The following is a 26975-nucleotide window of genomic DNA, read 5'->3' as shown; positions in this document are numbered from 1 at the left end:
AAGCAATAGAAGAGGACACCCCGTGAGCCGTCATCAGAATGCATCAATACCCATCACCACCACCTGCCCATACTGCGGCGTAGGCTGCGGTGTGCTTGCCCGAGTGGATGGTGTGGCCGGCGATAGCAGCCATCCAGCGAACCAAGGCCGGTTGTGCGTAAAAGGCTCGGCCCTGCATGAAACCTTGGTGACGGGCAGCGAACCGTCTTTTGGCCCGAGGGTGGGCGGTAAAGAAGTCGGTTGGGAGCACGCCATTGACCGCGTGGCTTCAGCCATCACCGACGCGGTTCGTGACCATGGCCCGGGATCCGTAGCCTTTTATCTGTCCGGCCAGCTCCTGACGGAGGATTATTATGTTGCTAACAAGCTGGCGAAGGGGTTCGTAGGCACGCCTCATGTGGATACCAATTCCAGGCTCTGCATGTCGTCGGCGGTGGCAGCCCACAAACGGGCATTCGGTGAGGATTGCGTGCCCGGCTGTTATGAAGACCTCGAGTTGGCGGACCTGCTGGTATTGGCCGGCAGCAACGCTGCATGGGCTCACCCGGTGTTGTATCAGCGCATGAAAGCGGCGCACCGGGCTGGCCGAAAGGTGGTCGTGATTGACCCTCGGCAAACCGCAACGAGTGAACTCGCTGATTTGCACCTGAAACTAAGGCCCGGCACCGATACCCAGTTATTCAACGGGCTGCTCGTGTGGATGCACGAACAACAGGCGCTGAATGTGGAATACCTGACACAGCACTGCAGCGGGGTTGAGGAAACGTTAAAGGCCGCAAAACGGTCCGCACCAGACATAGACGCTGTGGCGCAGGTGTGCGATTTAGCCCTGGAAGATGTGAAAGCCTTCTATCAATGGTTTACCGAAACCGAACGAACGGTGACGGCGTTCTCACAAGGCATCAACCAGTCAGTCGCCGGCACCGACAAAGGCAACGCCATTATCAATTGTCATCTGGCAACGGGGCGTGTGGGACGGCCCGGTGCCGGCCCCTTCTCGTTAACCGGCCAGCCCAATGCCATGGGCGGGCGCGAAGTGGGCGGTTTGGCAAACACCCTGGCAGCGCACATGGACTATGACACGCCGGGTGCACGGGAGCTGGTGGCGGATTATTGGCAAACGGATCGGCTGGCGGACGGGCCGGGGCTCAAGGCAGTGGATCTGTTTGAAGCGGTGCATCGGGGCGATATTAAAGTGCTTTGGGTGATGGGCACCAACCCTGCTGTCAGCCTGCCAGACAGTGCGCGCGTTCGTGAAGCACTGGCTCGTTGTGACACGGTGATTGTGTCTGACTGCGTCAGTACCACCGATACCACCGCGTTCGCCGATATCCTTCTGCCGGCCGCAGGCTGGGGGGAAAAGGATGGCACCGTGACCAACTCCGAACGGCGAATCTCGCGGCAACGCCGGTTTCTTCCGCTGCCAGCAGGGGTAAAGCCGGACTGGCAGATTATGAGCGAGGTTGGCCAAGCGTTGGGTCACACAAAGGCGTTTAGCTATCGCAAACCTGTGGATATCTTTCGGGAACACGCCGCCTTGTCCGGTTATCGCAACGCCGGGGAGCGAGTGTTCAACATTGCGGCTCTGGAGCACCTGACGGACGATGCCTATGAGCAGATGCAGCCGGTCCAGTGGCCGGTTAAAGCCGGTGGGTCTGGTGGTCTGCAGCAGACGTCTCGTCTATTCAGTGATGGCTGCTTCCCGACGCCGGATGGCCGGGCCCGACTGGTGCCGGTGCATACACTGCCTCCCGGCCAACAACCCGGGGAGCATTACCCGTTGGTGGTGAACTCCGGTCGCATTCGTGACCAGTGGCATACCATGACCCGTACCGGACTGGCTTCCAAGCTGTTTGCCCACCGGGATGAGCCGTTCATAGAGGTTCACCCCGATGACATGGCCGGTTCGGGGCTGTTAGAAGGTGGGCTGGCTGTTTTGAACGGGCCTTCAGGCCAGTTCATCGGTCGGGTTCGGCGCACTTCGCACCAAAGGCCGGGAGAAGTGTTTGTACCGATCCATTGGAATGGCCAGTTTGCGTCTTCGGCTTTGGCTTCAGATCTGATGGCACCGACGGTTGACCCGATATCCGGTCAGCCTGAGAGCAAACACGGTATAGCCGCTATCAAACCATTGCTGGCGAAATGGCAGGCGCGGCTGGTGTTGCCGAAGAATCAGACCGTGTTGCCCACACCGATGGCGGCGGCCTTTGAATATTGGAGTCGGCAGGTGCTGCCGAATAGCACTGGGTGGTGGCTGGCGGGTCGGCATCGGGCAGACTGGCTGGCGTTGGGCTGGCAGTGTTTTGGCCGTGAACCGGAACTTGTCATGGAGGATGAATCGAGCGGCCGGTTTCGCGCGGTCTGGTTGATGGACGAGCGGTTGGAGGCGGTGCTTCTGGTGGAGCCGGAAATCGGATCAATGCCCGGAGTTGAATGGCTGGATCAGTGTTTTGCGGAAAGTGAGGATGGGCTCGAACAACGTTGGTCGCTGCTGGCCGCAGGGCAGGCAGATGCCGAGCCGGTGGGAGCCTTGGTGTGTAGCTGTTTTCAGGTTGGTGAGAACGCGATTCTGCGTGCCATCCATGAGGGCTGCCGCAGTGTGGAAGCACTAGGTGAGACACTGAAATGCGGCAGTAACTGTGGCTCTTGCCTTCCCGAGGTACGGGCGCTGCTGGCGTCAGTGCCCGAACAAGGAACCGAGCAGGCAGACCTGTCAGCCTAGTGGGCTTAACAGTGAAAAAGGTACTCGATACAGCAGCTTGCGAGGGCTTTGGTTGACTTCGACGGTGCAGGTTTTGCGATTGACCCGGATGACTTTGCCTTGCTTCTGCTTGTTGCCTGCGCCAAAACAGACTTGATCCCCTGTTTGCCACTGGGTGCTTTGCAGGCGCGGGCTGTGTATCTCAAAGGGGGCGCTAGAAAGCTCTAACCCGGATTCGTCCGCCTGCTCGGTTAGAAAGTGGCGGGTCGCATCGGCCGCGCCGCTGGCGTGCAATTGGCCCAGTACCTCATAAAAATGACGATTATGAACCGAACCATAATGACGTTGCCCGGCGCTGTATTGCAGCAGGTGGGCAAATTCATGGCAGCAGGTATGAGCCAGCAGGTTTAATTCGCTGACCTCCCCGCCAAAATAGCCCCGCTCGCGAATTTCCCGGGAAGACAACCAGCCTTGGGCCGTCTCCGGCTGACGCTTGGCGGCAATCATTCGCGCACCGTAATTGATCAGGTGCTGCTTGGTGCGTGGGTCGTAGCGGTGGTAGGTGGCCTGCCCTGAACCAACCCGCAATACCAGCTCTGCCCGGCTGTTGCGCTCTTGCACCCAGGCCTGCGCCGGCTGCCAGAGGATGGTCCGGGTGGCCTGGCACATGAGGGTGCCAATTTGTTGGTTTAAATGACGTGCGCTGACCATGAGATCCCCAAGTATTGGGGGGCATGTTAGTCCTGAAGTCTTGTGGGCTCAAACAAAAAACGGCCAGCCCGAAGGCTAGCCGCTTTTGCATGACCGAACCTGAAAGATCAGGCTTCGATCGGCGAACGCCAGTCGTCTGCACCGGAGGTGCCTGCAACTGCGTGCTCCCAGGTGACCTTGCGGTAGGACAGAGACACGGTAACCAACTGAGTGAAGTCAGCGTTGGCCGCGTCCTGGCAGTGAGGCATGTTGCAGTCGATGTCGATGATGGTGGCATCTTCCAGGATGGTCGAGAAGAAGTGCTCCTGCTTACCTTCAACGGAAGTGCGGTACCACTTGAGTTCTACCTTCGGCAGCATTTCACCGGAAGCCAGAGCGTTGTACATCAGCGGGGTGGACTTGTTCAGAGCAGAGGTGAACTTGAACGGCTTGTGTACGCGCTGACCGGAAGGCTGACCAGACTGCGGGTCAGTCGGAACGGTAACAACGTGGCTGAATTCCTGCACCAGCACTTCGTCTTCGTGACCTTCAACGTAGATGTTACCTACGGAATCTGAAGTGAATGCACCCGCGGTGATGTTGCCCTGAGTTTTACCTTCGATACTGATATAACAAGGAGTTGGCATAGTCTGCTCCATGACGTGTGAATGAATAATGGTCCGTAGGGTCTTCCCTGGACGCACTCAGGAATTACAAGTAGCGTGCCAGTTGTTTAAAGCTTTTATAAAACAGCTGCTTAGAGATTTTTCGGGCGAGAGTTTTCGTGCGCTGGGTAAGTCCTTGCTTGGCTTTCGGGCGAGGTCTTGCTGGGTGGGCAAAAAGTTGCTCGGTCAATTCCGGTGGGCGAGCGACACCACCAAGGCAACAAGCAAGAGTGCCGATACACCTTGCCAGAAGGCCAATGGGTGGCGCTCGATCAGGGGGGCTTGATGTTGTTGGTGCCAGCGTGGGTTTGGCTGGCGTAGGTCAAACAGAAATTCCGACAGTGCCGGGTAGCGTTTGTGAGGTTCCGGGTTCAGCGCTCGCGCGAGCGCCAGATCTACCCAGCCGGGCAGGTCGTCTCGCAGCATGCTGGCGGGCTGATAGTTCAGCTTACGGAGTTGGCCTCGGTTGCGGATGCCCGGTACTCGCGTGCCGTAAGGTAGTTGGCCGGTCAGCAACTGATAGGTGATGACGGCCAGAGAAAACTGGTCAGCCTGCCAGCTAGTGGCTTCCCCTAAAAAGCATTCAGGCGCGCTGTAGAGTGCAGCCCCGCGAGGCCAGCAAGGCTCTTCATGGCCAATGACTTCCTGTAGGCCAGCAATTCGGGTGGCACCAAAATCAATCAATATTACCGTGCCCTGTTGGTCAATCAGGATGTTTTCGGGCTTTAGGTCCTGATGCACCATCTCCAATCGGTGAAACGCGCGCAGCCCGCGAGCAATTTGCTCGATCAGCTGACGAACGGTTTCCAGCGGTGGTTTGGGGTTGTCCAACAGCCATTGCCGAAGGTTGGTGCCTTGCACGAAAGGTGTGGCCAGATACAGGGCACTGCGCTGCCGTTCCGGGGCAAAGGCTTTGATGACATGGGGGCTGTTGATGCGCTGAGCAACCCAGTGTTCGGTCGCGAAATGCCCAAGGGCGCGGACATCTTGTTGTAATTCAAGCGCGGGAAGCTTTAGGGCGACCTGTTGGCCGCTGTCGTCATCCAACGCAAGATAGACATGGCTTCGGCTACTGGCATGAAGGAGACGAAGGATTCGATAACCGTCCAGCACCTGACCGGGTGACAACTCTGGAAGCAGAGGAAGTTGATGTGCCCCCTGTTGGGCTTCATCCCGGTTCAAGGCATTCGCTACGGAGTCTATGCGAATAATCTGTACGGTCAGGTTGTCTGTGCTGCCGTTCGCTAGCGCAGTACTGCAAAGCTCTCGGGCGGCCTGATTTAGATCACCATTGAATTGATGGATCGTTTTTGCCATGTCCCGAGCAGATACATGCTCGTAGATACCATCTGTGGCAAGCACAAAGGTATCGCCCGGCCACACGGCTGTTGTGAGGTGGTCGATGTCCAGTTGTTGGCTCAGGCCCATGGCCCGGTTCAGGCAGCTTTCTTCCGGAGATAGCCAAACTCGGTGGTCTGTGGTGAGCTGCTCTAGGGTGCTTCCTTGCATCCGGTAGATGCGGGCATCGCCGACATGGAACACGTATGCGGTAGCCGATTTAAGAATCACCACGCTCAGAGTCGTGACATAGCCCCGATCCTGGTCATAGCGGTATTGGCTTTGCCGGGTTTGCGCGTGCAGCCATGCATTGCTGGCACGCAGTACGCGCTGGACTGACTGTTTGACCGACCAGCTTTCCGGGGTTGAATAGTAGTCGCTGAGAAACCCTGCCACGGCGGATTCACTGGCAATCTGGCTGACATTGCTGGAGCTGATGCCATCAGCGATGGCCACGGCGATGCCTTTGGATTGGAGTTGGTGGTCATCAGGAATCAACAGGCCGTGGAAATCCTGATTAACGGACTTCTTGCCCGCTTCTGAGTGTTGCCCGGTGGTGACAGAAAGGTGGGTCATGCCTTGCTCGGCTCCAGATGCCAACACAGCCCGATAGATACGGCTATCAGGCTGTGGGAGGGTAGATATCAGTTAGAGCGCGCGAGCTCTGCGTTGTAGCCAGCAGGCACGGTACGTTTAGGCGCAGTGCGGATGTGGGTGGCGTAAAGGGTAAGCCCCGTGAAGGACAGGCCACCAACAAGATTGCCAAGAACGGTTGGAACTTCATTCCAGATAAAGTAATCCATAATCGAGAACTCGCCACCCATCATCAGGGCAAACGGAAACAGGAACATGTTAACGATGGAATGCTCAAAGCCCATGTAGAAGAACAGCATGATCGGCATCCACATTGCTAAGACTTTACCGGGTACGGTGGTGGAAATCATAGCGCCGACCACGCCCATGGATACCATCCAATTGCACAGCATGCCGCGCAGGAAGATTGTCATCCAGCCGGCTACCCCGTACTCGGCGTAGCCGAGCGTGCGTGCTTTGCCGACACTCGCGATTTTATCGCCAACAGCACCGGGATCGGTGTTGAAACCGTAGGTGAAAACAAAAGCCATGATCACGGCAACGGTTAATGCGCCGCCGAAGTTACCCAAGAACACCCAGCCCCAATTGCGCAAGACGCCCCCGATATCAACGCCAGGGCGACGATCCAACAAGGCCAGTGGTGTCAGCATGAATACCCCGGTGAGCAGGTCGAAGCCCATCAAATAGAGCATACAAAAACCGACAGGGAACAGGACGGCACCCAGCAGTGGGCTGCCGGTTTGTACCGCGACCGTGATCGCAAAGACGGCTGCAAGGGCGAGGATTGCACCGGCCATGAAAGCCCTGATCAGTACATCCCGGGTGGCCATGTAGATTTTGGACTCGCCGGCGTCCACCATTTTGGTGACGAATTCCGAAGGCATGATGTAGGACATAAGTTAACCCCTGATTGTTCGCTTCCATAAAACCGAAGAACGGCGCGCTTACCCCCGTATCGAGCGGTAGCAAGCAGACGCCGTTGTCTGGATGAATCGTGTGTTTGGGCAGAAATCGGTTTCTGCTGGGAAGAGCTCAGCAGGTGCCGTGCCAGCTTAAGTGGTCGCTAAAATAGTGTTTGCTATTCAGTGGGTTGTGGTTTTTCCTGACGGAGCAGGTAGGCCGGGCTTAGCTGACATTGCACCGAGCGAGTGCGCACTGTGCTGCCTTGGTGCGTAGGGCTATCTGAGCTGGAAGCGAACCGGCAAGGCATAGGTGAAGCTTTTGCCACGCATTTCCGCGGGTACTTTCGGTAGGGGCGCCGCTTTGGCCAGCATTTGCATGGCGGCGTCATCCAGCAGGGTGTGGCCGGAACTGTCGCGCAGGGAGTGGTTAATTAGCGAGCCATCCCGGCGGAATTCGAACACCACAACCGGAGCGCCCTGCTGGCCGAGGCGGCGGGCCCTTCGGGGATAGTTGTAGTAGCGGGCCAAGTGCCGGCTGAGTTTGTTCAGATAACTCTGGATTTCCGACGCACTGCCCGCGGTTTGTAGTGGCACGGATGTCTGCTGTTGTTCGGCCTGGCCTTCGTCACCGGAAGACACCGAGGTTTCTGTGGTTGGTGTTTTCGGGGTTTCCGGTTCTGAGGCCTCAACCGGGGCTGGCGCAGGCTCCGGGTCTGGCTCGACAATGGGCTCTGGCTCTGGCTCTGGCTCTGGCTCTGGCTCTGGCTCTGGCTCTGGCTCTGGCTCTGGCTCTGGCTCTGGCTCTGGTTCAGGTTTGGCGACCGGCTGGGGAGGAGGAGACGGCGCGGGCTCGGCAACCGGCTCCGGGGTTTGGCGCCCTGCCAGGCTGATCTTAATCGCAGGGGCGGAATTCACCGCGTTGTCTCCCAGGGTGGGGAGTTGCAGCGGTTGGTTAGGCGCGGCGAGCGCCAAGGCGGCCACCGTGGTGCCAACGGCAATCACCAGAAACAGAACTTTGAGGCCTTTGGGTGGCGTGTTCATGCGCCCGGCTCCGTTAACAACAACACTTCGGTGTGGCCCCCGTCTTCCAGCACCCGCAACAGGTGCTCCAGATCGACCATTGTGAGGCTTTGGTCTGCCGCGAGTTTCAGCGGTTCCGAAGCGTCCGGCTCTGGCAGTGCGGCCAGCAAGGTGTCTTCCGTGAGTGTGCTGCCGTTGACCTGCCACTGACCATCGGCTTTTACAATCAGATCGGCCTCCGGTGCCTGCTCCTGTGCCGATTGGGTGCCGCCGGGCAATTCCGGAAGAGGCTCCTCGGTCAGTTGCCCGGCCACAATGAAGAACATCAGCAGCAGAAAAACCAGGTTGATCAACGGCAACAGCGCGTCTTCAACCCGGTCCAGCAGGCCTTTTCCGGACGTGGTCGGTGGTGGTACCAGTGCCGTCATGGGGTTTCACGCTTCCAGTGCGCGGTAATGCCAGCGTTGTCGAGTGCGCTCAGGGTGCGGGTGAAATCGGCCAGCGCCGAGTCGGGCGTGGTGCTCAGATTTGCTTCGTCTATGCCAGCGGCCTTCAAGGCTGGGAGCAATTCCGGCAAGGAATACGGGTTCTCTCGCCACAGGACGGAGCCGCCGGCGGATATTTGCAGTTCTGGCAAGGGCTCGCCCGCTTCGCTCTGGCGGTCTTGGGTGCTGTTGGCCAGTTCAAGATGGTCCAGCGGCATCAGCCGTGTGGTCAGCATGAAAAACACCAGCAAAATAAACACCACATCAATCAGTGGTGTAATCCGAATGGGCATTGGCCGGCTAGGCCGGGGCTCAACCAGCTGCATGAGCAAGGCGCGGGTTGTTATCGAAATGATCGGACGCAGGGTTTGATTCTGTTACCGCTACTTCCGCCTGCTTTGGTTCGGGCTGAGTCGCATCGGCTGTGGCGGCGACGATATCGTCAGCTGGCAGCACGTTAAATACACTCACCAACGCACTGTTGATGGTTTTGTGGATCCGCCTTAGGCGAAACTCGATCCATGCTGCCAGCGCAGCAAATGGAATTGCCACCACCAGCCCCGCTGCTGTTGTGGCCAAAGCCTCGTAAATACCCCCGCTGAGCTGGCTGGCGTTGGCCCGGCCCTCGGTAGCTGCCATGGCACTGAAGGCTTCCATCATCCCCATCACCGTGCCGAGCAGACCCAGCAGGGGCGCAAGTGCGGCAATCACTTCAATGATTTTAAGCGGTGCTTCAAAGGGTTCGAGCGCGTTCTGGGCGTCTCGTACCGCGGTTTCCCGTACTGCCGCAATGTTGGTGCCCGACTGGCAAGCCGACATAGTATTGACCAGCAAGTGCATCAAAGGATTGGCACGCCCGAAACGGCTGGCATTGGCACGAGTAGCTTCTACCCGGGTGTCGGCCGGTGATTGCTGCCAATGTGCAACGAGTCGCTGCAGCGGCTTGGTAAACCGGGGCGTGTAAAACGCGCCAAACAACATAAGGTAGAGGAAAGTAGCCACGCCGATAAAGGCAATAGCGATCAAAACGACCATCACAGGGCCGCCCATGCTGATTAATTCGGCAAGAGGGCCGTTATCGGTGAGGGCGGATAGAGTGCCTTGGGATGAAAACATACGTTCTGTCCGATCGATGGATAATTGATCGAAATGGTAATGATTATCAGTTGAATTGCAAGTTACGATTGCAGAGAGTGTTGGTGGCTAAAGCAGGCTCAAGGGTCAGCCTGTGGCCGCTTGCCACAAAAGTCTCAGCGCCAGCAAAGTGAGCACCACATTGAAGGCGGTGCTGAACCAGCGGTTGCTCATGGTTTTCAGGATATGGAGTCCAATCCAGGTGCCTGCGAAGCCGCAGGCAATCATGGCGAGGATAAACAGCAGCCAATCGGAAAAAATAAAACCGGTAAATCCGAATATGAACGCCTTGGGAGCGTGCTGCAGGGTCATCGCTGTTGCGAAGGTTGATACGGTTTTGAAGCGGTCTTCGTGGATCTGTTTGATAAACGCCGCTACCAACGGACCGGTGGCGCCAACAAACAAGCTGATGAAGCTGGTAATGCCAGAGGCTACAAAAATACCGGTCGATCCAAATGAGGTTTTCGGCAGTTTCGGCCCCCAACAGAGATACAACACGAACACCGCGATAGAAAGTTGCCAAAGCTGTGGGGGCATATCGATCAGAAGCCAGGCGCCCAGCGCTGCGCCCACCAGCACGCCGGGGGTAAATGCGAGAATCACGCGCCAGTCTATATGGCGCCAGGTCAGCACTGCACGGCCAGAATTTGAACCCAGTTGGATCATGCCATGAACAGGAATGATTGCTGCTGCGGGCATCCACGAGGCCATGAGCACCAACAACAATACCCCACCCCCGGCTCCCAGCATGGCGGTGAGCATGGAGGTTACGACGGATGCCCCGAGCAGGAACAAGGCGACGGCAGAGCTGAGGGCTTCGGGAAGTAGGGGCAGGTCCATGGCACTCACTTTGGTAATGACGTAAGCTCCTGAGTTTCCGGTTTATACGACAAATGTCTATAGGTCTTTGGGTAGATAACAACAACAGGGTTACCGATGAAACAGTCTGAATATCTGTGCTATGACGCCACGGCCTTGGCGGATTTGATTCGCAGGGGTGAAGTGACATCACAGGAAGTGGTGGAAGCGGCCATCGAGCGCGCCAACACCGTCAATGGCAAGCTGAACGCAATCTGTCAGCCACAATTCAGTGAAGCGAAGGAGCAATTGTTTCCCGCTGACGGTCCGTTTGCCGGTGTTCCCTTGTTGTTGAAAGATCTGGCTCAGGAGCAGGCGGGCTACCCTTGTACCTACGGAAGTCGCGCTTATCGCGACCATATACCGGCCCAGGATTCAGAATTTGTTTGCCGCGCCCGCAAGGGTGGTCTGGTGTTTCTTGGCCGCACCGCTACCCCTGAATTTGGTTTGAAAGCGGTGACGGAGTCGGAGCTTTGGGGGCCGACCCGAAACCCTTGGGATCTTAGCCGAACGCCCGGTGGTTCCAGTGGTGGTTCAGGAGCAGCGGTTGCTGCCGGCATTGTGCCTATGGCGGGCGCTAACGACGGTGGCGGCTCGATTCGCATTCCAGCCGGGTATAACGGACTTTTTGGGTTGAAGCCGTCCAGAGGTCGTATTTCACCGGGGCCCAACGTGGGTGAAGCCTGGACAGGCGCTTCTGCCGACCACGTGGTGACCCGCACGGTGCGTGATAGCGCTGCCATGCTGGATGTTCTGGCGGGTCCGGCCAGTGGCGACCCGTTCCGAATTCCCGAGCCGAAAATGCCGTGGCTGAAGGCGATGCAGCAATCGCCGGGTAAACTGAAAATTGGAGTGTTTACGTCATCGCCCTATGACACCGACGTTGCTCCGGAGTGCGTGGCGGCGGTAGAAGAAACCGCCCGCCTGCTGGAAGGCATGGGGTATAAAGTGGAATATGCTCGCCCCGAATTTGATGGTCTGGCCCTGGCCCGTTGTTACCTCTCGTTGTACTTTGGTGAGGTCTCGGTGATGGCCCAGCGCGCTAAGGAACACTATGGCGCGACCGACAAAGATCTGGAGCTGGATACCCGCCTGCTGGCGATGCTGGGTAACACCATGCCTTTGCCCGACTATGTTGCCCGGCGCCAGCAATGGAACGACTTTGCCCGGGCACTGGGGGCTTATTTTGAGCGGTTTGATTTGTATTTGTGCCCCACAGCCGGGCAACTTCCTGCCAAAATTGGTGAGCTTGATACGCCTGCACATCTGAAAGTCGCTGCGAAACTGATGTTGGCTCTGAAAGCCGGTAAATTGGTGCATCGCAGCGGTCAGGTGGACCAGATTGCCATGGAGAGTCTGGCTCGCACGCCGTTCACCCAGTTGGCGAACCTCACCGGAACACCGGCTATGTCCGTGCCGATGCACTGGACTCAAAGCGGCCTGCCCGTTGGCGTGCAGTTTGGTGCGGCGCATGGTGGCGAAGCCCGGTTGTTGCAGCTGGCGGCTCAGCTGGAAGAAACGAATCCGTGGTTTGAGAACTATGAGCGCCTGAACGACGTATTCTGAATGACGCGGCAGGATTTGGGTGCAGGGTTGAGATCTGCGCCCAAGCCCCCACGTTTATCTTTTCTACAGTGAACACGCTATGCTGTATGTCAGGGGCAGGTCCCCTGACCACTCTGATGGCATCGAGGAGGCGAGCATCTTATGAACCAATCGATGGCAATCGACGATCTGGTATCCGTAGCACAGGCGGAAGCCATGGGGGAGTTAGATGCCCCGATGATGGCGATCGTGCTGTCCAGTGACCAAAGCTATGACCTACCCATCCAATCGCTGGAGACCGATGCCGACAAGGCCCGTTGGGGTTTGATTCTGCGGGCGGCGCGAGAACACGTAGAGGCCGATGCGGTCGCCGTGCTCTACCCTGCCTGGACAACCGTTCGGCGTAAACCCACCGAAGAGCAGGCCGCGGAAGCGGCGGTAGACGATGACGAAAATCCGGACGACGATGCCGGTCCTATCGACACCTTGTTTGTGCAGCTGCATACGCGGGATCGTATCTATTGGCGCGGATTTGAGCAGATCAGGGATCCCAGGCACCAGCGCATCATCGGTTTCCGGCGGATCAAAGCGTTGTCTTCCGATTATGATCGGGACAGCGCCCCCAACATTGCGGCATGGCTGAACACCCTGTTTGAGCCTCTGCCCGATGAAGGCGAAGAAACGGCTATCGATCGCGAGCTGGCAGACCTGCTGGAAGAGCCGGAAGTCAGTGCCGCACTTTACCCCAGGCAGTTGCGTTCTTTGCATTGATGCGGTGAGCGCCTCCCGCTCCGGGTAAGGGCAACTACCCACAAACGGCCCTTGGACAGTGGTTCGGGTTTGGCCGCCGAATACGTTATAATCGGCGGCTTTCACTCTGCCCCACGACGCTTTGACGAAAGCGCTTATCCAAGGCACTGACCATGATTGTATTTGACGAGGTAAGAAAGTCGTACCAGGTAGGTGGCCGGGACATTCCCGCGTTGCGCCCTACCAGTATGACCATCGAAACCGGTGAGGTTTTTGGCATTGTTGGCCATTCCGGCGCAGGCAAATCCACACTGATTCGATTGATTAACAAGCTCGAACCGGTTTCCGGTGGCCGCATCTTGATTGAAGGCGAAGACATTACCGGCTATTCCGCCGCGGAACTGCGTGCTTTTCGCCGCAAAGTTGGAATGATCTTCCAGCATTTTAACCTTTTGTCCTCAAAAACGGTTGCCGATAACATCGCGTTTCCGATGAAGCTGGCCGGGATCTATAGCAAAACCGAGATCCGCGAACGGGTTGAAGAGCTGCTGGCACGGGTGAGCTTGAGTGATCACGCCAACAAATATCCCTCGCAGTTGTCAGGCGGGCAGAAACAGCGAGTGGGCATCGCGCGCGCATTGGCATGCCGGCCGACCGTGTTGTTGTGCGACGAGGCCACCAGTGCATTGGACCCTCAAACCACCCAATCGGTATTGAAGCTGCTGGCCGATATCAACAAAGAGCTTGGCCTGACCATCGTCCTGATCACCCACGAAATGGACGTAGTGCGCCGGGTGTGTGACCGGGTCGCCGTGATGGATGCCGGGCGCGTGGTTGAAATGGGGCCGGTCAGCGAAGTGTTCCTGCACCCTCAACACCCGACTACCCGGGATTTCGTGCTGGAAAGCGAAAGCATCGACGGTGATGAGTTGCAGGAAAACCTGCAGAAAGCGGAAGGCCGGATTCTGCGCCTGACTTTCAAAGGCGAGTCTACCTATAAACCCCTGCTGGGCAGCGTCGCTCGGCAGTCCGGCGTTGATTTCAGCATACTGTCTGGGCGTATCGATCATATTAAAGACACGCCCTACGGCCAGCTGACCCTCTCACTGATCGGCGGTGATGTTGAGGTGGCGCTGAAAGCCCTCGAAGCCGCAGAGGTACACGTGGAGGTGGTGCGCTGATGGAAGCTTTAATGGAAAGCCTGATGGGCAACGTCGATTGGGCTGAAATCGGTATCGCCAGCTGGGACACGTTGGTGATGGTGGGTATGTCACTGTTGTTCAGTGTGCTGATCGGGCTGCCGATCGGCGTGCTGCTGTTTTTGTTCGGCAAGCGTCAGTTGCTCGAGCAGCCGGTGGCTTATGCGGTGCTGTCGTTCGTGGTCAACGTGTTACGGTCCGTGCCGTTTATCATTCTGTTGATCGTGATGATTCCGTTTACGGTCATGCTGATAGGCACATCCTTGGGCGTGGCCGGTGCGATCCCGCCGCTGGTTGCGGGTGGTGCGCCGTTCTTCGCCCGCTTGGTTGAAACGTCTCTGAGAGAAGTAGACCGGGGCATTATTGAAGCCACGCAGGCGATGGGCGCGAACATCCGCCAGATCGTATTCGGTGCCTTGCTGCCTGAAGCACTTCCGGGCATCATCGCGGGTATTACTGTTACAGCGATCACATTGGTTTCTTATGCCGCCATGTCGGGTGTTATCGGTGGTGGTGGCTTGGGCGATTTGGCCATTCGATTCGGTTACCAGCGTTTCCAGACCGATGTGATGGTGATTACCGTCGCTCTGCTGGTGCTTTTTGTGCAGTTGCTGCAAATGACGGGTGATCGTCTGGTGCTGTATTTCAGTCGTAAGTAATCAAGAATAATGAGCTATTAAAGCAGGAGTATGTGTAGATGAATCTGAAGAAAACACTGGTGGCTTTGGCCGCCGCAGCGACATTCTCAACCGCGGCATCAGCAGAATCCCTGTCTGTAGCCGCCACTCCGGTACCTCACGCCGAGCTGCTGGAATTTGTGAAGCCGACGCTGGCCGAACAAGGTGTCGAGCTGGACGTGAAAGTGTTCACCGATTACGTTCAGCCCAACATCCAGGTTGACCAGAAGCGGATGGATGCGAACTTCTTCCAGCACCAGCCGTATTTGGATGAATTCAACAATGGCCGTGGCACCAGCCTGGTTACGGTAACCGGCGTTCACGTTGAGCCGTTCGGTGCCTACTCCACCAAGATCGAGTCTCTGGACGATCTGAAAGAAGGTGCGGTTGTGGCGATCCCGAACGACCCCACCAACGGTGGCCGTGCGCTGCTGCTGCTTCAGAAAGCTGGTTTGATCACTCTGAAGGACGAAAGCAAGATCACTGCGACCCCGCGTGATATTGCCAATAACCCGAAAGACTTGGACTTCAAAGAGCTGGAAGCTGCAACTCTGCCACGTATCCTGAATCAGGTAGACGTTGCCCTGATCAATACCAACTATGCGCTGGAAGCGGGCCTGAACCCATCTGAAGACGCCTTGATTATCGAGGGTTCTGAGTCTCCTTACGTCAACATCCTGGTTGCGCGTCCGGACAACAAAGACAGCGAAGCCATGCAGAAGTTGGCCAACGCATTGAAATCCGATGCGGTTAAAGACTTCATCATGGAAAAGTATGAGGGTGCGGTTGTTCCGGCATTCTGATCGCCGGCAATTGCTAACTCACGGAAATAAAAAAGGGCAGGTATGACACCTGCCCTTTTTGCGTTTACAGCCTGCAGTGATTAATCGCCGCCCCAGTTGGTTTTGGGGTCTGGGGTCATCCGCAGGTAAGACTTAACGGCCTTATAACCTTTCGGGAAACGTTGCTTGATTTCCTCTTCGTCCTGAAGCGAGGGCACGATCACGACATCGCCACCCTGTTCCCAGTTGCCCGGTGTCGCCACTTTGTGGTCGTCGGTCAGCTGCAGGGAGTCGATCACACGCAGAACTTCGTTGAAGTTCCGGCCGGTGGATGCCGGGTACGTGATGATCAGGCGAACTTTCTTGTTCGGGTCGATCACGAACAGAGAGCGAACCGTCAGGCTGCTGTCTGCGTTCGGGTGAATCATGTCGTACAGCTCGGAAACCTTGCGGTCCTGGTCTGCAATGATCGGGAAGTTCACCGTGCAGCCTTGGGTTTCGTTGATGTCTTTGATCCAATCATGGTGAGAGTCGACCGGGTCAACACTCAGGGCGATGGCCTTCACGTTGCGCTCGGCGAACTTGTCTTTCAGCTTGGCAGTCAGGCCTAGCTCGGTTGTGCACACAGGGGTGAAATCGGCCGGGTGCGAGAATAAAACACCCCAGCTGTCACCTAACCATTCGTGGAAGCGGATAGTGCCTTCGCTGGATTCCTGTTCGAAATCCGGTGCGGTATCTCCTAGGCGTAAGCTCATGCTCGGTCTCCTTTCACGCATTGTTGTAAAAACAGGGGTTTTGGCGGCGCTGGTGCACAGCCAACTGGAAAGCCCAGTGTATACAACTAACCATGGAGCCGCAGTGGGGTAAATGCAAGGGGGCTTGATCTACCTCATCTGCGGCGCCCACTTCCGTGTGGGTGGATTCGTGGTTCGAATCAGTGCGTGCCCGGGCTCATCTGTTTATCAAAATAGTCTTTGGTTAGGCGGAATACCACCGGGCTGAGCAGCAGCAGGGCAATCAGGTTGGGCAAAGCCATCATGGCGTTCAGAGTATCGGCCAGCAGCCAGATGAAACCCAGATTAACGGTGGCGCCCACGGGGATCGCAATGATCCAGACAATCCGATAAGGCACAATCGCTTTTACACCGAACAAGAACTCGATGCTGCGCTCACCATAGAAAGACCAGCCCAGAATCGTGGTAAAGGCAAAAATCGCCAGTGCTATGGCCACCATGTAATTGCCCAGACCCGGAAGGCCTGTTTCGAAGGCCAGAGAGGTCAAGGCGGCGCCGGTTTCGCCGGATGTCCAAACGCCGGAGGTGATAATCACCAACCCGGTAATGCTGCACACGATGATGGTGTCGATAAAGGTACCGAGCATGGCCACCATGCCCTGACGAACCGGGTCTTTAGTTTGCGCGGCCGCGTGAGCGATGGGTGCAGAACCCAGACCTGCTTCGTTGGAGAAAATGCCACGTGCAACACCAAAGCGGATTGCCGCCCAAACCGCTGCGCCGGCAAAACCACCCTCGGCAGCCGCTGGGCTGAAGGCATAGCTGAAAATCAGTTCAAATGCTTCGGGAATTTCATTGGCGTTAATGGCCAGAACCACCAGCCCGATCATCACATAAGACACCGCCATGAAGGGTACTAGCGCACTGGCAACCTGCCCGATGCGCTTGATGCCGCCGATCAGAACCATGCCCACCAGTGCCATAAGCACCAGGCCTGTAACCCAGTGTGGAATGCTGAAGTTAACTTCCAGCACATCGGCAACCGAGTTCGCCTGCACGGTGTTGCCAATGCCGAATGCCGCGACCGAGGCAAAAATGGCGAACAGCACACCCAGCCACGCCCATTTCTTACCCAAACCGTTGCGAATGTAGTACATCGGTCCACCGACGTGGGCACCGCGCTCATCCACTTCGCGGAACCGAACTGCCAGCACCGCTTCGGAATATTTCGTAGCCATGCCGACCAGTGCCGTTAGCCACATCCAGAACAAGGCTCCCGGCCCCCCTAAAAATACGGCGGTGGCTACACCCGCGATATTGCCCGTGCCAACGGTTGCCGACAGCGCGGTCATTAACGCTTGAAACGGTGGGATATCCCCTTCGTCGTCTCCGCCGCGAGCCCGGCCGTTCCACATCAGGCGGAAACCGGCGCCGAGTTTCATGATGGGCATGAGTTTGAGGCCGAGACTCAGAAATAAGCCGACACCCAAAATCATGACCAACATGGGTGGGCCCCAAACCAACCCGTTGATTTCATTTACGAAGTTAGAAATTGCTTCCATGAGGACTCCCGGTGATTGCAATGGATTGTGCGGCGGCTATGGTGCGTTAAGAGATAACTGCTTGAGTTTAGTTGATAATTTCCACCTATGAAATGCTTGGCTGTGACGGTTTCCCATTTCGCAAAGAATTGCCTATGTTTAAAGAAAGATCTATCTGCCAGATAAGCGATTCATAACCACGATCAAGGGGGTTGCCGATGCATTCATTGAAGGTTTCTGAGGTTATGTGGAACCACATAGAGCCGATTAGGTGCGGGGAGCCCCTGACCAATGTGGTTAAAACGTTGTTGGCCAATCACGTTACCGGTTTGCCAGTGGTGGATGCGCAGCGACGAGTGTTGGGCTTTGTCTCTGAACAGGATTGTATCCACGCGCTGTTGGTCAGTAATTATCACAGCGAAGGTGAGCCCAACGTAGACGACGTGATGTTTCGCAACCCTGTGACGGTGAATCCGGATATGTCCGTGGTGGATCTGGCGCAGAATCTGGGCGCGGGTAAGCCGAAAGTTTATCCGGTGGTGGAAGACGGTAAGCTGGTAGGCGTGGTTACCCGTTCAGCGATACTGGCGCAGTTAGCCAAAGCAGGCCAAACCATGGAGCGGTCACGGTTTGCGGACGCTGAAGATTAGCATCTTGGGAATTACAGGTTTCTGAACCCCCAGATCAGGCTGAAATCCATGGATGGCATCACTTCCGTATCTTCAAACCGGATAATGGCGTATTCGGGTTCATAGGTGTTCCGCTCGAAGGTTCCGGTATAACGCTGCCCTCTTGGACTGATGATGCTACTTACCACGGCTCCCCGGTGGCCTTCGGGGCGCTTTTTCACGACACCGATTTCATCGTTCGCAAGGCGCACCAGCACCCCCGGCGGGTAGTCGCCGAGTATTTCGAGTAAGGCTCTCGGAATAGAAGGCCGAAACTGGCCATTACTGAGGGTATGTAACAGTTTTCGGGCCGCAGCAACGTCCATTCGGTCTCGGTAAGCCCGTTTTGTAATCATGGCAACGTATCGCTCTGCCAGCGCTAAAATTTCTGCTTCCGGCAATATGTCTGACCCTGTCAGGCCGGCAGGGTAGCCCGAACCATCGGCTTTTTCGTGATGCTGCATGATGCACTGCAATATGCGAGTGTTCGAAATGCCAGCGGCCCGAAGCGCTTCTACGGCCCGTTCGGGATGTTTGCGAATGACGGCGCGTTGCTCGGCGGTCAGGACATGGTTTGAAGCATTTAACTGGTCGGCAACCGGGATCAGGGCGAGATTAGCGGTCAGCGCGGAGACGACCAGCGACGTAGTGCGCTTATGCTCTAAATTAAATTGGCGAGCGATGAAGTGGCTAAGGATGCCGTAGAACAGAGTCTGTTCATAGATGTTCGGGTTGACCGAGTATAAGTGGACCAGTGCGAGGGTTGCGTCAGGTGCCTGCTTGCAAATCCGCTCAAGCATGCGCGCGGACCCCAGTAAACGACTCTTCGCGCTCGGTGCCCGGGACGCTACAGCAGACAGGGTCGTTTCAAGCGTTGCCAGCAGTTCAGCGTATTCGGCGAAGGGGTTACAGGGGCGCTCGTCAGTGTGTTGCTCGAGCTTTCGGGGCCTGGGCGCAATAGGTTTGAATTGACCCCGTTCATACAATTGTTCGACTTGAGCGTCTGAATGAATAATGTAGCCCTGCCGTAACAGCACATTGCCGTCCACATCGTAAACGTCCCATGGCAGAGGTTTTCCTATAACCAGCGCTCCAGGCGCAATGCGGACCAAGCTCGTCAAAATTCACATCCCTGTTTATGCCGTCAAGCGATACATACCACTATTATGATCTTATACTCGCTGCCAATACAATTTAGCCAGCTTTAGGGGATACTTTCGAACAAGATTGTGTCTTTCAATGCATATTTGTTAAGAATCGTAGCCACTTGGCGACCATCGCCCGAGCGTGCGCTAGGCTGAGGATTCTCCACCACTTTTGTTGGGCACTACGCTGCATGCTCTACCGCCTGAAAAACGATTTCCGGTTGTCCATCGTTACTCTGCTATCGGGCAGTGCGATTCTTGGTGTCACACCTTTTGCCATTATGCGGTTTCTGGATGGCAACTTACTCGCAGGCTTCATTGATCTCGGCATTTTGGTGGCTCTTGCCGGAAGCCTGGTTTACGCTTGGCGCACTCACGACACCTATCGCTCCGGTATTTTCGTGGCCATAGCCTCCTGCTCCGGTGCGGTCGCGGTGGGTATGTTAGTGGGTGAAGTCGCTTTGTTTTGGCTCTATCCTTGTTTGGTTACAACCTTCTTTCTGGCGCCCAGTCGAATCGCGGCGATTGTGAATCTGGCATCGGTTCTGGCGATGATGACCGTCGAGAGTGCGTTCACCTCTTCCGTGCAGATGTGGACATTCTTTGCCAGCACCACGATTGTGAGCGCCTGTTCATATGTATTTGCCATGCGCAATAAAGAGCAGCGAGATCGCCTTGAGCAGTTGGCGACGATTGATCCATTGACTGGCGTGAAGAATCGCCGATCAATGGATCAGGAGCTGGATCTGGCGGCGGCCAATGCAGAGCGGACCGGATTGTCCTATGCACTGGTGATTCTGGATATTGATTACTTCAAGAAAATTAATGACGAGTACGGTCACGGTGTCGGTGATAACGTCCTCCGTGATTTGGTCGGTTTGATTGAAGAGAACACCCGCCGAACCGACCAGCTGTTCCGGTTTGGCGGGGAAGAGTTTGTGGTGTTGTTTCCCGGTGTAGATGAAACCAACCTGAAAACCGTGGTGACCAACCTCCAACAAGGGGTGCGGAAATCGCTCAAAGGCCCGGGAGGCCCGGTCACGTCGTCCTTCGGGGTGGCCCTGTTGCGTCATGGCGAGAGTGTGGCGAGCTGGTTGTCGAGAGCCGATCACGCGCTCTATCGGGCCAAAGAATCCGGCCGTGACCGGGTGGTCTATGGCGATGATTTCTGAAGAAATCTGGTAAACCTGACACTTTTCCCTCGGTTATTCACCTGGTTCCGCCTCAGGTTGGTAGCGGAACAAACGCCATCCAAGGAATAGGCTGGCGGACGTTAAACCGGCGGTAAGTCCTACCCAGAACCCTGCAGCGCCAAGCGAAGGCGCGATCCAGTCGGTAAACGTCAACACGTATCCCAGCGGCAACCCTACCACCCAAAACGAAAACAGCATGATCAGCATGGGTATCCGAGTGTCTTTATAGCCTCGCAAAGCACTGATGCAGGTCACCTGGATAACGTCAGCGATCTGGAACATGGCGGCAAAAGAAAGTAATCGAATGGTCACCGCTTGTACCTGGGGGTCGTTGGTGTAAAGCGCTGCAATGGAGCCGGAAAACACGAAAAGCAATGTCGCAAACACCAAGGCGACGGCTGAGGCCAGCAGCAGCGAGCTGCGGGAGATCAACCGGGCGCTGTCGGGCGCTTGGGCACCCACCAGAAAACTCACCCTTAACGTAAGTGCCATTCCAATGCTCAGGGGTAGCATGAACAGCAATGACACAACGTTCAGGGCGATTTGGTGGCCGGCGACGATCACCGGCCCCAGCGGTGCCAAAAACAAGGCGATTACGGAAAACATGCTGGCTTCGACAAAGATGGTAAAGCCAATTGGCACGCCAAGTTTTAGAATGTAACGAATGCCCGCCATATTGGGCTTAACCCGTTCCGCCAGCAGATGAAACTGCTTGAAGGTTTTGCTGCGATTCAAGTAGACCAGCAGTGCGATGGCGGCAATGCCGTTTGATAACGACGTGGCCCAGCCACAACCCACTCCGCCCATGGCAGGTAACCCAAGCTTGCCGTAGATGAAAATGTAATTGAGCGGCAAGTTAATCAGGGTGCTGAGCACCGAGAACATCATGATTACCCGGGTATGGCCTAAACCGTCTGTAAGCCCACGCAGTGCGTTCATCAGCAACATGGCAGGAATGCCCCAGGCAAACGCATTCAGATAACCTTGGGTGATGAGTGCCGTGTTGGCGTCCATATTGAGCAGGGCGAGTACAGGGTGCACGTTGGTCAGTAGCAAGGCCATGATGACGGTGCCGCCGAGGGCAATATAAATGCCCTGCCAGGTTGCCGGCATTATTTTGCTGGTAGTGCGGGCACCGTTGTAACCGGAAATAATCGGCTGCAGGGCACCTAACAAGCCCATAAAGAACAGGAAAAGTGGCATCCACAGGCTGCTCCCGATGCCAACGGCCGCAAGATCTTCAGCGCTGGCGTGGCCTGCCATGACGGTATCGATAACGCCGTTAGCCATTTGTGCCACTTGCGCGATCAGGATTGGCCCGCCGAGCAATGCCAAGGTTTTCCATTCGGTGAGCGTGCGGCCCACTAAAGGTTGTCGGGTTTCGGGTAACGGCTGGTGTGTCTCGTCCATGGTGCTTAGGGCTTTGCTGCAGGTGTGTGAGAACGCGATATTCAAAGAGAATGGGCAATCTTACTGCATTCATGTGAGCGGCGCTTATAGGGAGTTGCACCGCTGCTGACGCTGCAGGGAGCGGTTAAAACAAGTAAAGTATGACCCCGGATATTCTAAGGTATCGCGATATGTTTTTTTTGCTTCTGGTGACGGTTCTTTGGGCCTTCTCGTTCAGTTTGATCGGCGAGTTTCTCGCGGGACAAGTGGATAGTGATTTCGCTGTATTAAGCCGGGTATTGCTGGCCTCTCTCGTGTTTTTGCCGTTTACCCGTTGGCGCGGTGTGCCGAACGGTATGAAATTGTGCATCATGGCGACCGGCATGCTGCAGTTCGGCATCACTTACGTTTGTCTGTACCGTTCTTTTGCTTACCTGTCGGTCCCTGAAGTTCTGTTGTTTACCATTTTCACGCCTTTGTACGTCACGTTGATTGACGATGCATTTTTCCGGCGCTTCTCGCCGGTTGCTTTGCTGGCTGCGGTTGTTGCAACGCTGGGAGCAGGTATTATTCGCTACGATGGATTGAGTGAAGACTTCCTTACCGGCTTCTTGTTGCTGCAGGTTGCCAACATCGCCTTTGCCGCCGGCCAGGTAGGCTATAAACATGTCATGCGCAGGTACCCGTTGGATCTTCCCGGCTACCGCACGTTCGGGTACTTCTTTTTCGGCGCGCTGGTGATCGCGTTGCCGTCGTTCCTGATTTTTGGCAACCCCGACAAGTTACCCGCCACTAGCCTGCAATGGGGCATTCTTGCGTGGTTAGGACTGGCGGCATCCGGTCTGGGCCTGTATCTCTGGAATCGCGGGGCTTGTGAGGTTGATGCGGGCACGCTGGCGGTGATGAACAACGTGTTGGTGCCCGCTGGCTTGTTGGTCAATTTATTGATTTGGAATCGGGACGCGGACCTCGCCAGGTTAGCGCTTGGCGGCGCGGTAATCGCGTTGTCACTCTGGGTGAACGCAAAGTTTCACCCACGTGCACGAATGCAGTTGGCCAGCTAAAGTCTGAAAAGGGACGGTTTCCCTAGCCGCAGCTTATCGCCTGCTAAGCTTGCAACCTATCTACGATCTCTCGGGGTATCTCGTACTATGCGAAAAAATCTTCCGGTCACCGATAAAGAAATTGAGGTGGCCGCTGGCATGCGGCTGATCAGTGCCACCAATCTCAAGGGTGTGATCACCTATTGCAACGACGATTTCGAAACCATCAGCGGGTACCCGCGTGACGAGCTGATTGGCCAGCCTCATAACCTGATTCGCCATCCTGATATGCCGGAAGCGACCTTTGCCAACATGTGGGGCTATTTGAAAGCAGGTAAGGCCTGGATGGGCGTGGTAAAGAACCGCACCAAGTGCGGTGGCTATTATTGGGTGAATGCCTACGTTACGCCTATCTGGGAAGCGGGCGAAAAAGTGGGCTATGAATCGGTGCGTGTTGCCACCACCCGAGAGCAAGTTGAGCGTACCCAAAAACTGTATGCACGGCTTTCGGCAGGTCGGATGCCATCGGCGCGTATCAGTCGCGTTATGTCTACTTTGCGCTCAGGCGCTCCGTTCATTCTCTCGCTGGTGCTTACCTTGCTCGCTCTGCAGCTAACGTCGCCAGTATGGGCGGTGGTGGTTGCGGTGCTCGGGCACGGTCTGGCAGCGGCGTGGATGTACGGCTCCTTGACCAAGCGCCTGAAAAACATTCTTGGCCTTCGGGAAGATGCTTTTCAGGATCCCTTGATTGCCCAGACATACTCTAATGAACAAGGGCTGTTTTCGAGGTTGGCGTTGGTGTTGGTGAGCGAGGAAGCGCGTTTGCGAACGGCACTGGCCAGAATTGATGATCAGGCTGAGTATTTGAATGCGCAGGCGCAGGCGTCCCACACCTATATTGCCGATGGAGCAGCGGCCATTGCCCGTCAGCGGGCTGAAACGGACCAGACTGCGTCAGCGATCAATGAAATGACGGCGTCCATTCAGGAAGTGGCCTCGGCCGTTAACGATAATGCCCAGGAAGCCGAGCAAGCGCACCGTCTGGCCCATGATGGTAGTGCGCGCAGCACCGAAGCACTGGCGGCGATCGAGCAATTGGTCGATCGGGTCAGTAGTATTGGCGCCTCTGTTAGTCGTTTGGGCGAGTCCACCCAAACCATTGGTGAAGCGGCTAATCTGATTTCCGACATTGCCGATCAAACCAACTTGTTGGCGCTGAACGCGGCGATCGAAGCCGCGCGAGCAGGGGAGCAAGGGCGTGGCTTTGCGGTAGTTGCGGATGAAGTGCGCTCCTTGGCCCAGCGCACACGAGAGTCTACGGTGAAGATTCAGGAAGTCATTGAAAGTTTTCGGGCTCAGGTCGAAGAAACCAATAAAGCCGTTCGGGCCGGTGAGGCCATCGCAGGTGACGGGCTGAGTAAGGTCCAGGGAGCGGTTGGTGCGCTGAATGCGATTGTCAGTTCTGTTGATTCGATTTCTGACAGTTTCATCACTATGTCGGCGGCGTTCGAAGAGCAGAGCCAGGTTTCTGATGAAATCAATCAACAGATCGTGAACATTGCAGGTTTGGCGGATCAGAGTGACGAGCAGGCCGAAGCCGCCCGGAGCAGCAGTGACAAACTGAGCACTATGGCTCACGGTTTGAAAGACTTGGTTGCGCGTTTTATCGATAAAAACCGTTAAACATCGGTAGCTTGGCAAGAATAAGCCCGAGCCTCCGGTCGCCTCTGAAAAGGCCAGCACTGGCATCATGTCGCCAGTGCTGGCAGAATTCTGCACCAACTGCGCCAGAGCCCTGCGCCGGCGCGCACAAATTAGTAGTTTCCTCAGCCAAAAGCACAGGAAGAAAAACACATGACACAGTCTAACTCCGCAGCTGGTTCCCGCGGACTTTGGTCGTCAAGACTTGCGTTTATTCTGGCGGCGACCGGGTCAGCAGTCGGCCTGGGTAACGTCTGGAAGTTCCCGTATGTAACCGGTGAGAACGGTGGCGGTGCCTTTGTACTGGTATACCTGCTTTGCATTTTTATCATCGGTATCCCCATCATGATGGCGGAAGTGTTTATCGGCCGTAATGGTCGTCACAACCCGATTGCCAGCTTTCGTTTGGTCGCCGAGCGCAACCTGGCGTCTCCAGCCTGGCGCGCCTCTGCGATTATCGGCATGTTGGCCGCTTTTATCATTTTGTCGTTCTATTCCGTGATCGGCGGGTGGGCTGCCTCTTATATTGGCCACTCGGCCATGGGCGATTTCACCGGTGGCACCGCTGAGAGCGTAGGCAAGCTGTTCGGCGACCTTCTAGCCAGCCCGGTTCAGCTATTGGCATGGCACACTGTGTTTATGGCCTTGGTGGTCTTGGTGGTGTCTCGCGGCTTGAAAGGCGGTCTCGAACGTGCGGTTACTATTCTGATGCCGGCGTTGTTCGTGCTGTTGCTGGTGGTGGTTGGTTACGCAACGACAACCGGCCATTTCGGTGAGGCAGCCAGCTTCCTGTTCACGCCGAATTTTGAGGCCCTGACGGTTAAGGGTGTGCTGGTAGCTCTGGGCCATGCCTTCTTCACGCTGAGTTTGGGTATGGCCATCATGATGGCCTATGGCTCGTATTTGAGTCGTGACGTGCCTATTGGCCGCACGGCTGTCAGTGTTGCATTGATGGACACTGTGGTTGCTCTGCTGGCCGGTTTGGCGATCTTCCCCGTGGTGTTTGCCAACGGCCTGGAAGCGGGCGCCGGTCCTGGCCTGATCTTCCAGACGCTGCCTTTGGCGTTCGGTAACATGCCAATGGGCGATCTGTTTGGCACGCTGTTCTTCGTACTGCTGTTGTTTGCGGCCTGGACCTCCGGCATTTCGCTGTTGGAGCCCGTGGTTGAGTGGGTCGAGGAAAAAACCGAGATGGGTCGTACCTTCAGTGCGATTCTGGCCGGTGGCGCGTGTTGGGCGCTGGGCATTGTGTCCATCTTGTCCTTGAACGTGTGGTCAGATATCACGCCGCTGGGTATGTTTGCCGCGTTTGAAGGCAAAACCATGTTCGACCTGTTGGATTACTTCACCGCGAACATTATGCTGCCGCTGTCCGGTTTGCTGACGGCCCTGTTTGTGGGCTGGTTTGTGGCCAAGGAAACGCTGCAGTCTGATCTGGTGATGACCGGCGGTGCCTTTACGCTTTGGCACGTGCTGATTCGCTATATCACGCCGGTAGCGGTTGTGATTGTGTTTGTGTACAACCTGATCGGTTAACAAGCACAAGCCTGTTAGAAGAAAACCCGGTGCTGTTTCCAGCGCCGGGTTTTTTTGTGCCTGCTCAGATGACGCTGGTTTCAGTGCGCAGCGGGCTAAACTTTTCCGCCGAGCAGAATCCGCACGGCCGTACAGGCATCCTCAAGTTCGTCTTCTCTGGGCTCCCTGCCGCCGATAATGTCGCTGTACAGGCAGGACTCCGCGATGCGAACCATAAAGTAAGACAGACTCTGGATGTTCATGGGCGGAGTCAGGTGTCCGGTGCGAATCTCGTCCTTCAGTAAGCGGGTATTCACTTCTACGGTTCGGGCGTGCAACGTGGAGTGCGATGACGTGAGCATCTTCAAGGCGTATTCCGGGTCTTGATGCAGGAACTTGCGCAGGGGTGAAAAATGCAGAATGGTGGTGTTGATATGGCGGAACACACCGACCACGTAATCAACGCCATGCCCGGGTGTGATCTCGCGGGCTTCTTTATACAGTGGCTCGTAAAGCGACCATAAAATCTCACCAATCAGCAGATCACGATTGCCAACCCAGCGGAACAGGGTCGCCCGGCCGATACCTAAATCGTCGGCAAGGGCGGCAAGGCTGATTTTTTCCCCTTTTAACCACATTCTTCGCGCCCGTTTGAAGGCGTCGATGGGGGTTGTTTTGATGATGGATTCGGTCACTTTTGGCTCTT

At 56.2% G+C, this 26975-nt stretch carries 25 protein-coding genes; 11 read left to right on the top strand and 14 right to left on the bottom strand.

Features of this window, described 5'->3' with window-relative positions:
* The first annotated feature begins 22 nt into the window (after nt 1-22).
* Nucleotides 23-2722, top strand: a complete 2700-nt coding sequence (locus DOQ08_RS11120; RefSeq protein WP_227537608.1) for a nitrate reductase — start codon at nt 23-25, stop codon at nt 2720-2722.
* On the opposite strand, the gene DOQ08_RS11115 is transcribed toward DOQ08_RS11120, so the two are convergent.
* The 9 genes from DOQ08_RS11115 to DOQ08_RS11075 form a co-directional block, all read right to left on the bottom strand.
* The gene (locus tag DOQ08_RS11115; protein WP_227537607.1) at nt 2714-3412 is read right to left on the bottom strand and encodes a hypothetical protein; all 699 of its coding nucleotides are present in this window, start codon (nt 3410-3412) and stop codon (nt 2714-2716) included. The genes DOQ08_RS11120 and DOQ08_RS11115 overlap by 9 nt on opposite strands.
* A gap of 107 nt (nt 3413-3519) precedes the next feature.
* Nucleotides 3520-4038, bottom strand: a complete 519-nt coding sequence (locus tag DOQ08_RS11110; protein WP_058342275.1) for an Hcp family type VI secretion system effector — start codon at nt 4036-4038, stop codon at nt 3520-3522.
* Nucleotides 4039-4242: 204 nt separating this feature from the next.
* Nucleotides 4243-5970 carry a bifunctional protein-serine/threonine kinase/phosphatase gene (locus DOQ08_RS11105; protein WP_114334996.1) on the bottom strand — a complete coding sequence of 576 codons (1728 nt, stop codon included), beginning with the start codon at nt 5968-5970 and terminating at the stop codon, nt 4243-4245.
* Between the two features lie 68 nt (nt 5971-6038).
* Nucleotides 6039-6884, bottom strand: a complete 846-nt coding sequence (locus tag DOQ08_RS11100) for a formate/nitrite transporter family protein (RefSeq protein WP_114334995.1) — start codon at nt 6882-6884, stop codon at nt 6039-6041.
* Between the two features lie 282 nt (nt 6885-7166).
* Nucleotides 7167-7931 (bottom strand): energy transducer TonB, encoded by a 765-nt coding sequence (locus tag DOQ08_RS11095; protein WP_114334994.1) that lies wholly within the window; start codon nt 7929-7931, stop codon nt 7167-7169.
* Nucleotides 7928-8338 (bottom strand): ExbD/TolR family protein, encoded by a 411-nt coding sequence (locus DOQ08_RS11090; protein ID WP_114334993.1) that lies wholly within the window; start codon nt 8336-8338, stop codon nt 7928-7930. The genes DOQ08_RS11095 and DOQ08_RS11090 overlap by 4 nt, the downstream gene beginning before the upstream one ends.
* Nucleotides 8335-8688, bottom strand: coding sequence for an ExbD/TolR family protein (locus tag DOQ08_RS11085; RefSeq protein WP_227537606.1), 354 nt, complete (start codon nt 8686-8688; stop codon nt 8335-8337). Before DOQ08_RS11085 ends, DOQ08_RS11090 begins: the two co-directional genes overlap by 4 nt.
* Nucleotides 8689-8707: 19 nt before the next feature.
* Nucleotides 8708-9511 (bottom strand): MotA/TolQ/ExbB proton channel family protein, encoded by an 804-nt coding sequence (locus DOQ08_RS11080; RefSeq protein ID WP_114334991.1) that lies wholly within the window; start codon nt 9509-9511, stop codon nt 8708-8710.
* Between the two features lie 105 nt (nt 9512-9616).
* The gene (locus DOQ08_RS11075; protein ID WP_114334990.1) at nt 9617-10369 is read right to left on the bottom strand and encodes a sulfite exporter TauE/SafE family protein; all 753 of its coding nucleotides are present in this window, start codon (nt 10367-10369) and stop codon (nt 9617-9619) included.
* 96 nt (nt 10370-10465) lie between these two features.
* On the opposite strand from DOQ08_RS11075, the gene DOQ08_RS11070 reads away from it, so the two are divergent.
* From DOQ08_RS11070 to DOQ08_RS11050, 5 genes are all read left to right on the top strand, one after another.
* Entirely contained in the window at nt 10466-11953 is a 1488-nt protein-coding gene (locus tag DOQ08_RS11070; RefSeq protein WP_114334989.1) for an amidase, read from the top strand.
* 141 nt (nt 11954-12094) lie between these two features.
* Nucleotides 12095-12703, top strand: a complete 609-nt coding sequence (locus tag DOQ08_RS11065) for a hypothetical protein (RefSeq protein WP_114334988.1) — start codon at nt 12095-12097, stop codon at nt 12701-12703.
* A 152-nt stretch (nt 12704-12855) separates the two neighbouring features.
* The gene (locus DOQ08_RS11060; RefSeq protein ID WP_114334987.1) at nt 12856-13863 is read left to right on the top strand and encodes a methionine ABC transporter ATP-binding protein; all 1008 of its coding nucleotides are present in this window, start codon (nt 12856-12858) and stop codon (nt 13861-13863) included.
* Nucleotides 13863-14540: a methionine ABC transporter permease gene (locus tag DOQ08_RS11055; RefSeq protein WP_114334986.1), complete on the top strand. Its 678-nt coding sequence runs from the start codon at nt 13863-13865 to the stop codon at nt 14538-14540. The genes DOQ08_RS11060 and DOQ08_RS11055 overlap by 1 nt, the downstream gene beginning before the upstream one ends.
* A 38-nt stretch (nt 14541-14578) precedes the next feature.
* Nucleotides 14579-15361 (top strand): MetQ/NlpA family ABC transporter substrate-binding protein, encoded by a 783-nt coding sequence (locus tag DOQ08_RS11050; RefSeq protein ID WP_114334985.1) that lies wholly within the window; start codon nt 14579-14581, stop codon nt 15359-15361.
* Between the two features lie 80 nt (nt 15362-15441).
* Here the strand turns inward: DOQ08_RS11050 and DOQ08_RS11045 are convergent, their stop codons facing one another.
* Both DOQ08_RS11045 and DOQ08_RS11040 read right to left on the bottom strand, forming a co-directional pair.
* The gene (locus DOQ08_RS11045; RefSeq protein WP_114334984.1) at nt 15442-16095 is read right to left on the bottom strand and encodes a peroxiredoxin; all 654 of its coding nucleotides are present in this window, start codon (nt 16093-16095) and stop codon (nt 15442-15444) included.
* 179 nt (nt 16096-16274) lie between these two features.
* On the bottom strand, nt 16275-17636 hold the full coding sequence (locus DOQ08_RS11040; protein ID WP_114334983.1) for an alanine/glycine:cation symporter family protein: 1362 nt from the start codon (nt 17634-17636) through the stop codon (nt 16275-16277).
* A 197-nt stretch (nt 17637-17833) separates the two neighbouring features.
* Here DOQ08_RS11040 and DOQ08_RS11035 point away from each other — a divergent pair, with 197 nt between their 5' ends.
* Nucleotides 17834-18265 (top strand): CBS domain-containing protein, encoded by a 432-nt coding sequence (locus tag DOQ08_RS11035; RefSeq protein WP_114334982.1) that lies wholly within the window; start codon nt 17834-17836, stop codon nt 18263-18265.
* Between the two features lie 11 nt (nt 18266-18276).
* Here the strand turns inward: DOQ08_RS11035 and DOQ08_RS11030 are convergent, their stop codons facing one another.
* Nucleotides 18277-19404 carry an HD-GYP domain-containing protein gene (locus DOQ08_RS11030; protein ID WP_114334981.1) on the bottom strand — a complete coding sequence of 376 codons (1128 nt, stop codon included), beginning with the start codon at nt 19402-19404 and terminating at the stop codon, nt 18277-18279.
* A gap of 215 nt (nt 19405-19619) precedes the next feature.
* On the opposite strand from DOQ08_RS11030, the gene DOQ08_RS11025 reads away from it, so the two are divergent.
* Nucleotides 19620-20600 carry a GGDEF domain-containing protein gene (locus DOQ08_RS11025; RefSeq protein ID WP_114334980.1) on the top strand — a complete coding sequence of 327 codons (981 nt, stop codon included), beginning with the start codon at nt 19620-19622 and terminating at the stop codon, nt 20598-20600.
* A gap of 33 nt (nt 20601-20633) precedes the next feature.
* Here DOQ08_RS11025 and DOQ08_RS11020 read toward each other — a convergent pair whose 3' ends face one another.
* On the bottom strand, nt 20634-22031 hold the full coding sequence (locus DOQ08_RS11020; protein ID WP_114334979.1) for an MATE family efflux transporter: 1398 nt from the start codon (nt 22029-22031) through the stop codon (nt 20634-20636).
* Between the two features lie 170 nt (nt 22032-22201).
* Here DOQ08_RS11020 and DOQ08_RS11015 point away from each other — a divergent pair, with 170 nt between their 5' ends.
* From DOQ08_RS11015 to DOQ08_RS11005, 3 genes are all read left to right on the top strand, one after another.
* Nucleotides 22202-23074 (top strand): carboxylate/amino acid/amine transporter, encoded by an 873-nt coding sequence (locus tag DOQ08_RS11015; protein ID WP_114334978.1) that lies wholly within the window; start codon nt 22202-22204, stop codon nt 23072-23074.
* 87 nt (nt 23075-23161) lie between these two features.
* Nucleotides 23162-24736: a methyl-accepting chemotaxis protein gene (locus DOQ08_RS11010; RefSeq protein WP_114334977.1), complete on the top strand. Its 1575-nt coding sequence runs from the start codon at nt 23162-23164 to the stop codon at nt 24734-24736.
* A gap of 171 nt (nt 24737-24907) precedes the next feature.
* Nucleotides 24908-26290, top strand: coding sequence for a sodium-dependent transporter (locus DOQ08_RS11005; RefSeq protein ID WP_114334976.1), 1383 nt, complete (start codon nt 24908-24910; stop codon nt 26288-26290).
* Between the two features lie 95 nt (nt 26291-26385).
* Here the strand turns inward: DOQ08_RS11005 and DOQ08_RS11000 are convergent, their stop codons facing one another.
* Nucleotides 26386-26964 carry a QsdR family transcriptional regulator gene (locus DOQ08_RS11000; RefSeq protein ID WP_227537605.1) on the bottom strand — a complete coding sequence of 193 codons (579 nt, stop codon included), beginning with the start codon at nt 26962-26964 and terminating at the stop codon, nt 26386-26388.
* Between the last annotated feature and the right edge of the window lie 11 nt (nt 26965-26975).

This window comes from Marinobacter litoralis (assembly GCF_003336705.1).
GTDB classification, from domain to species: Bacteria; Pseudomonadota; Gammaproteobacteria; order Pseudomonadales; family Oleiphilaceae; genus Marinobacter; species Marinobacter litoralis.
This window is presented reverse-complemented; position numbering and strand designations above follow the sequence as displayed.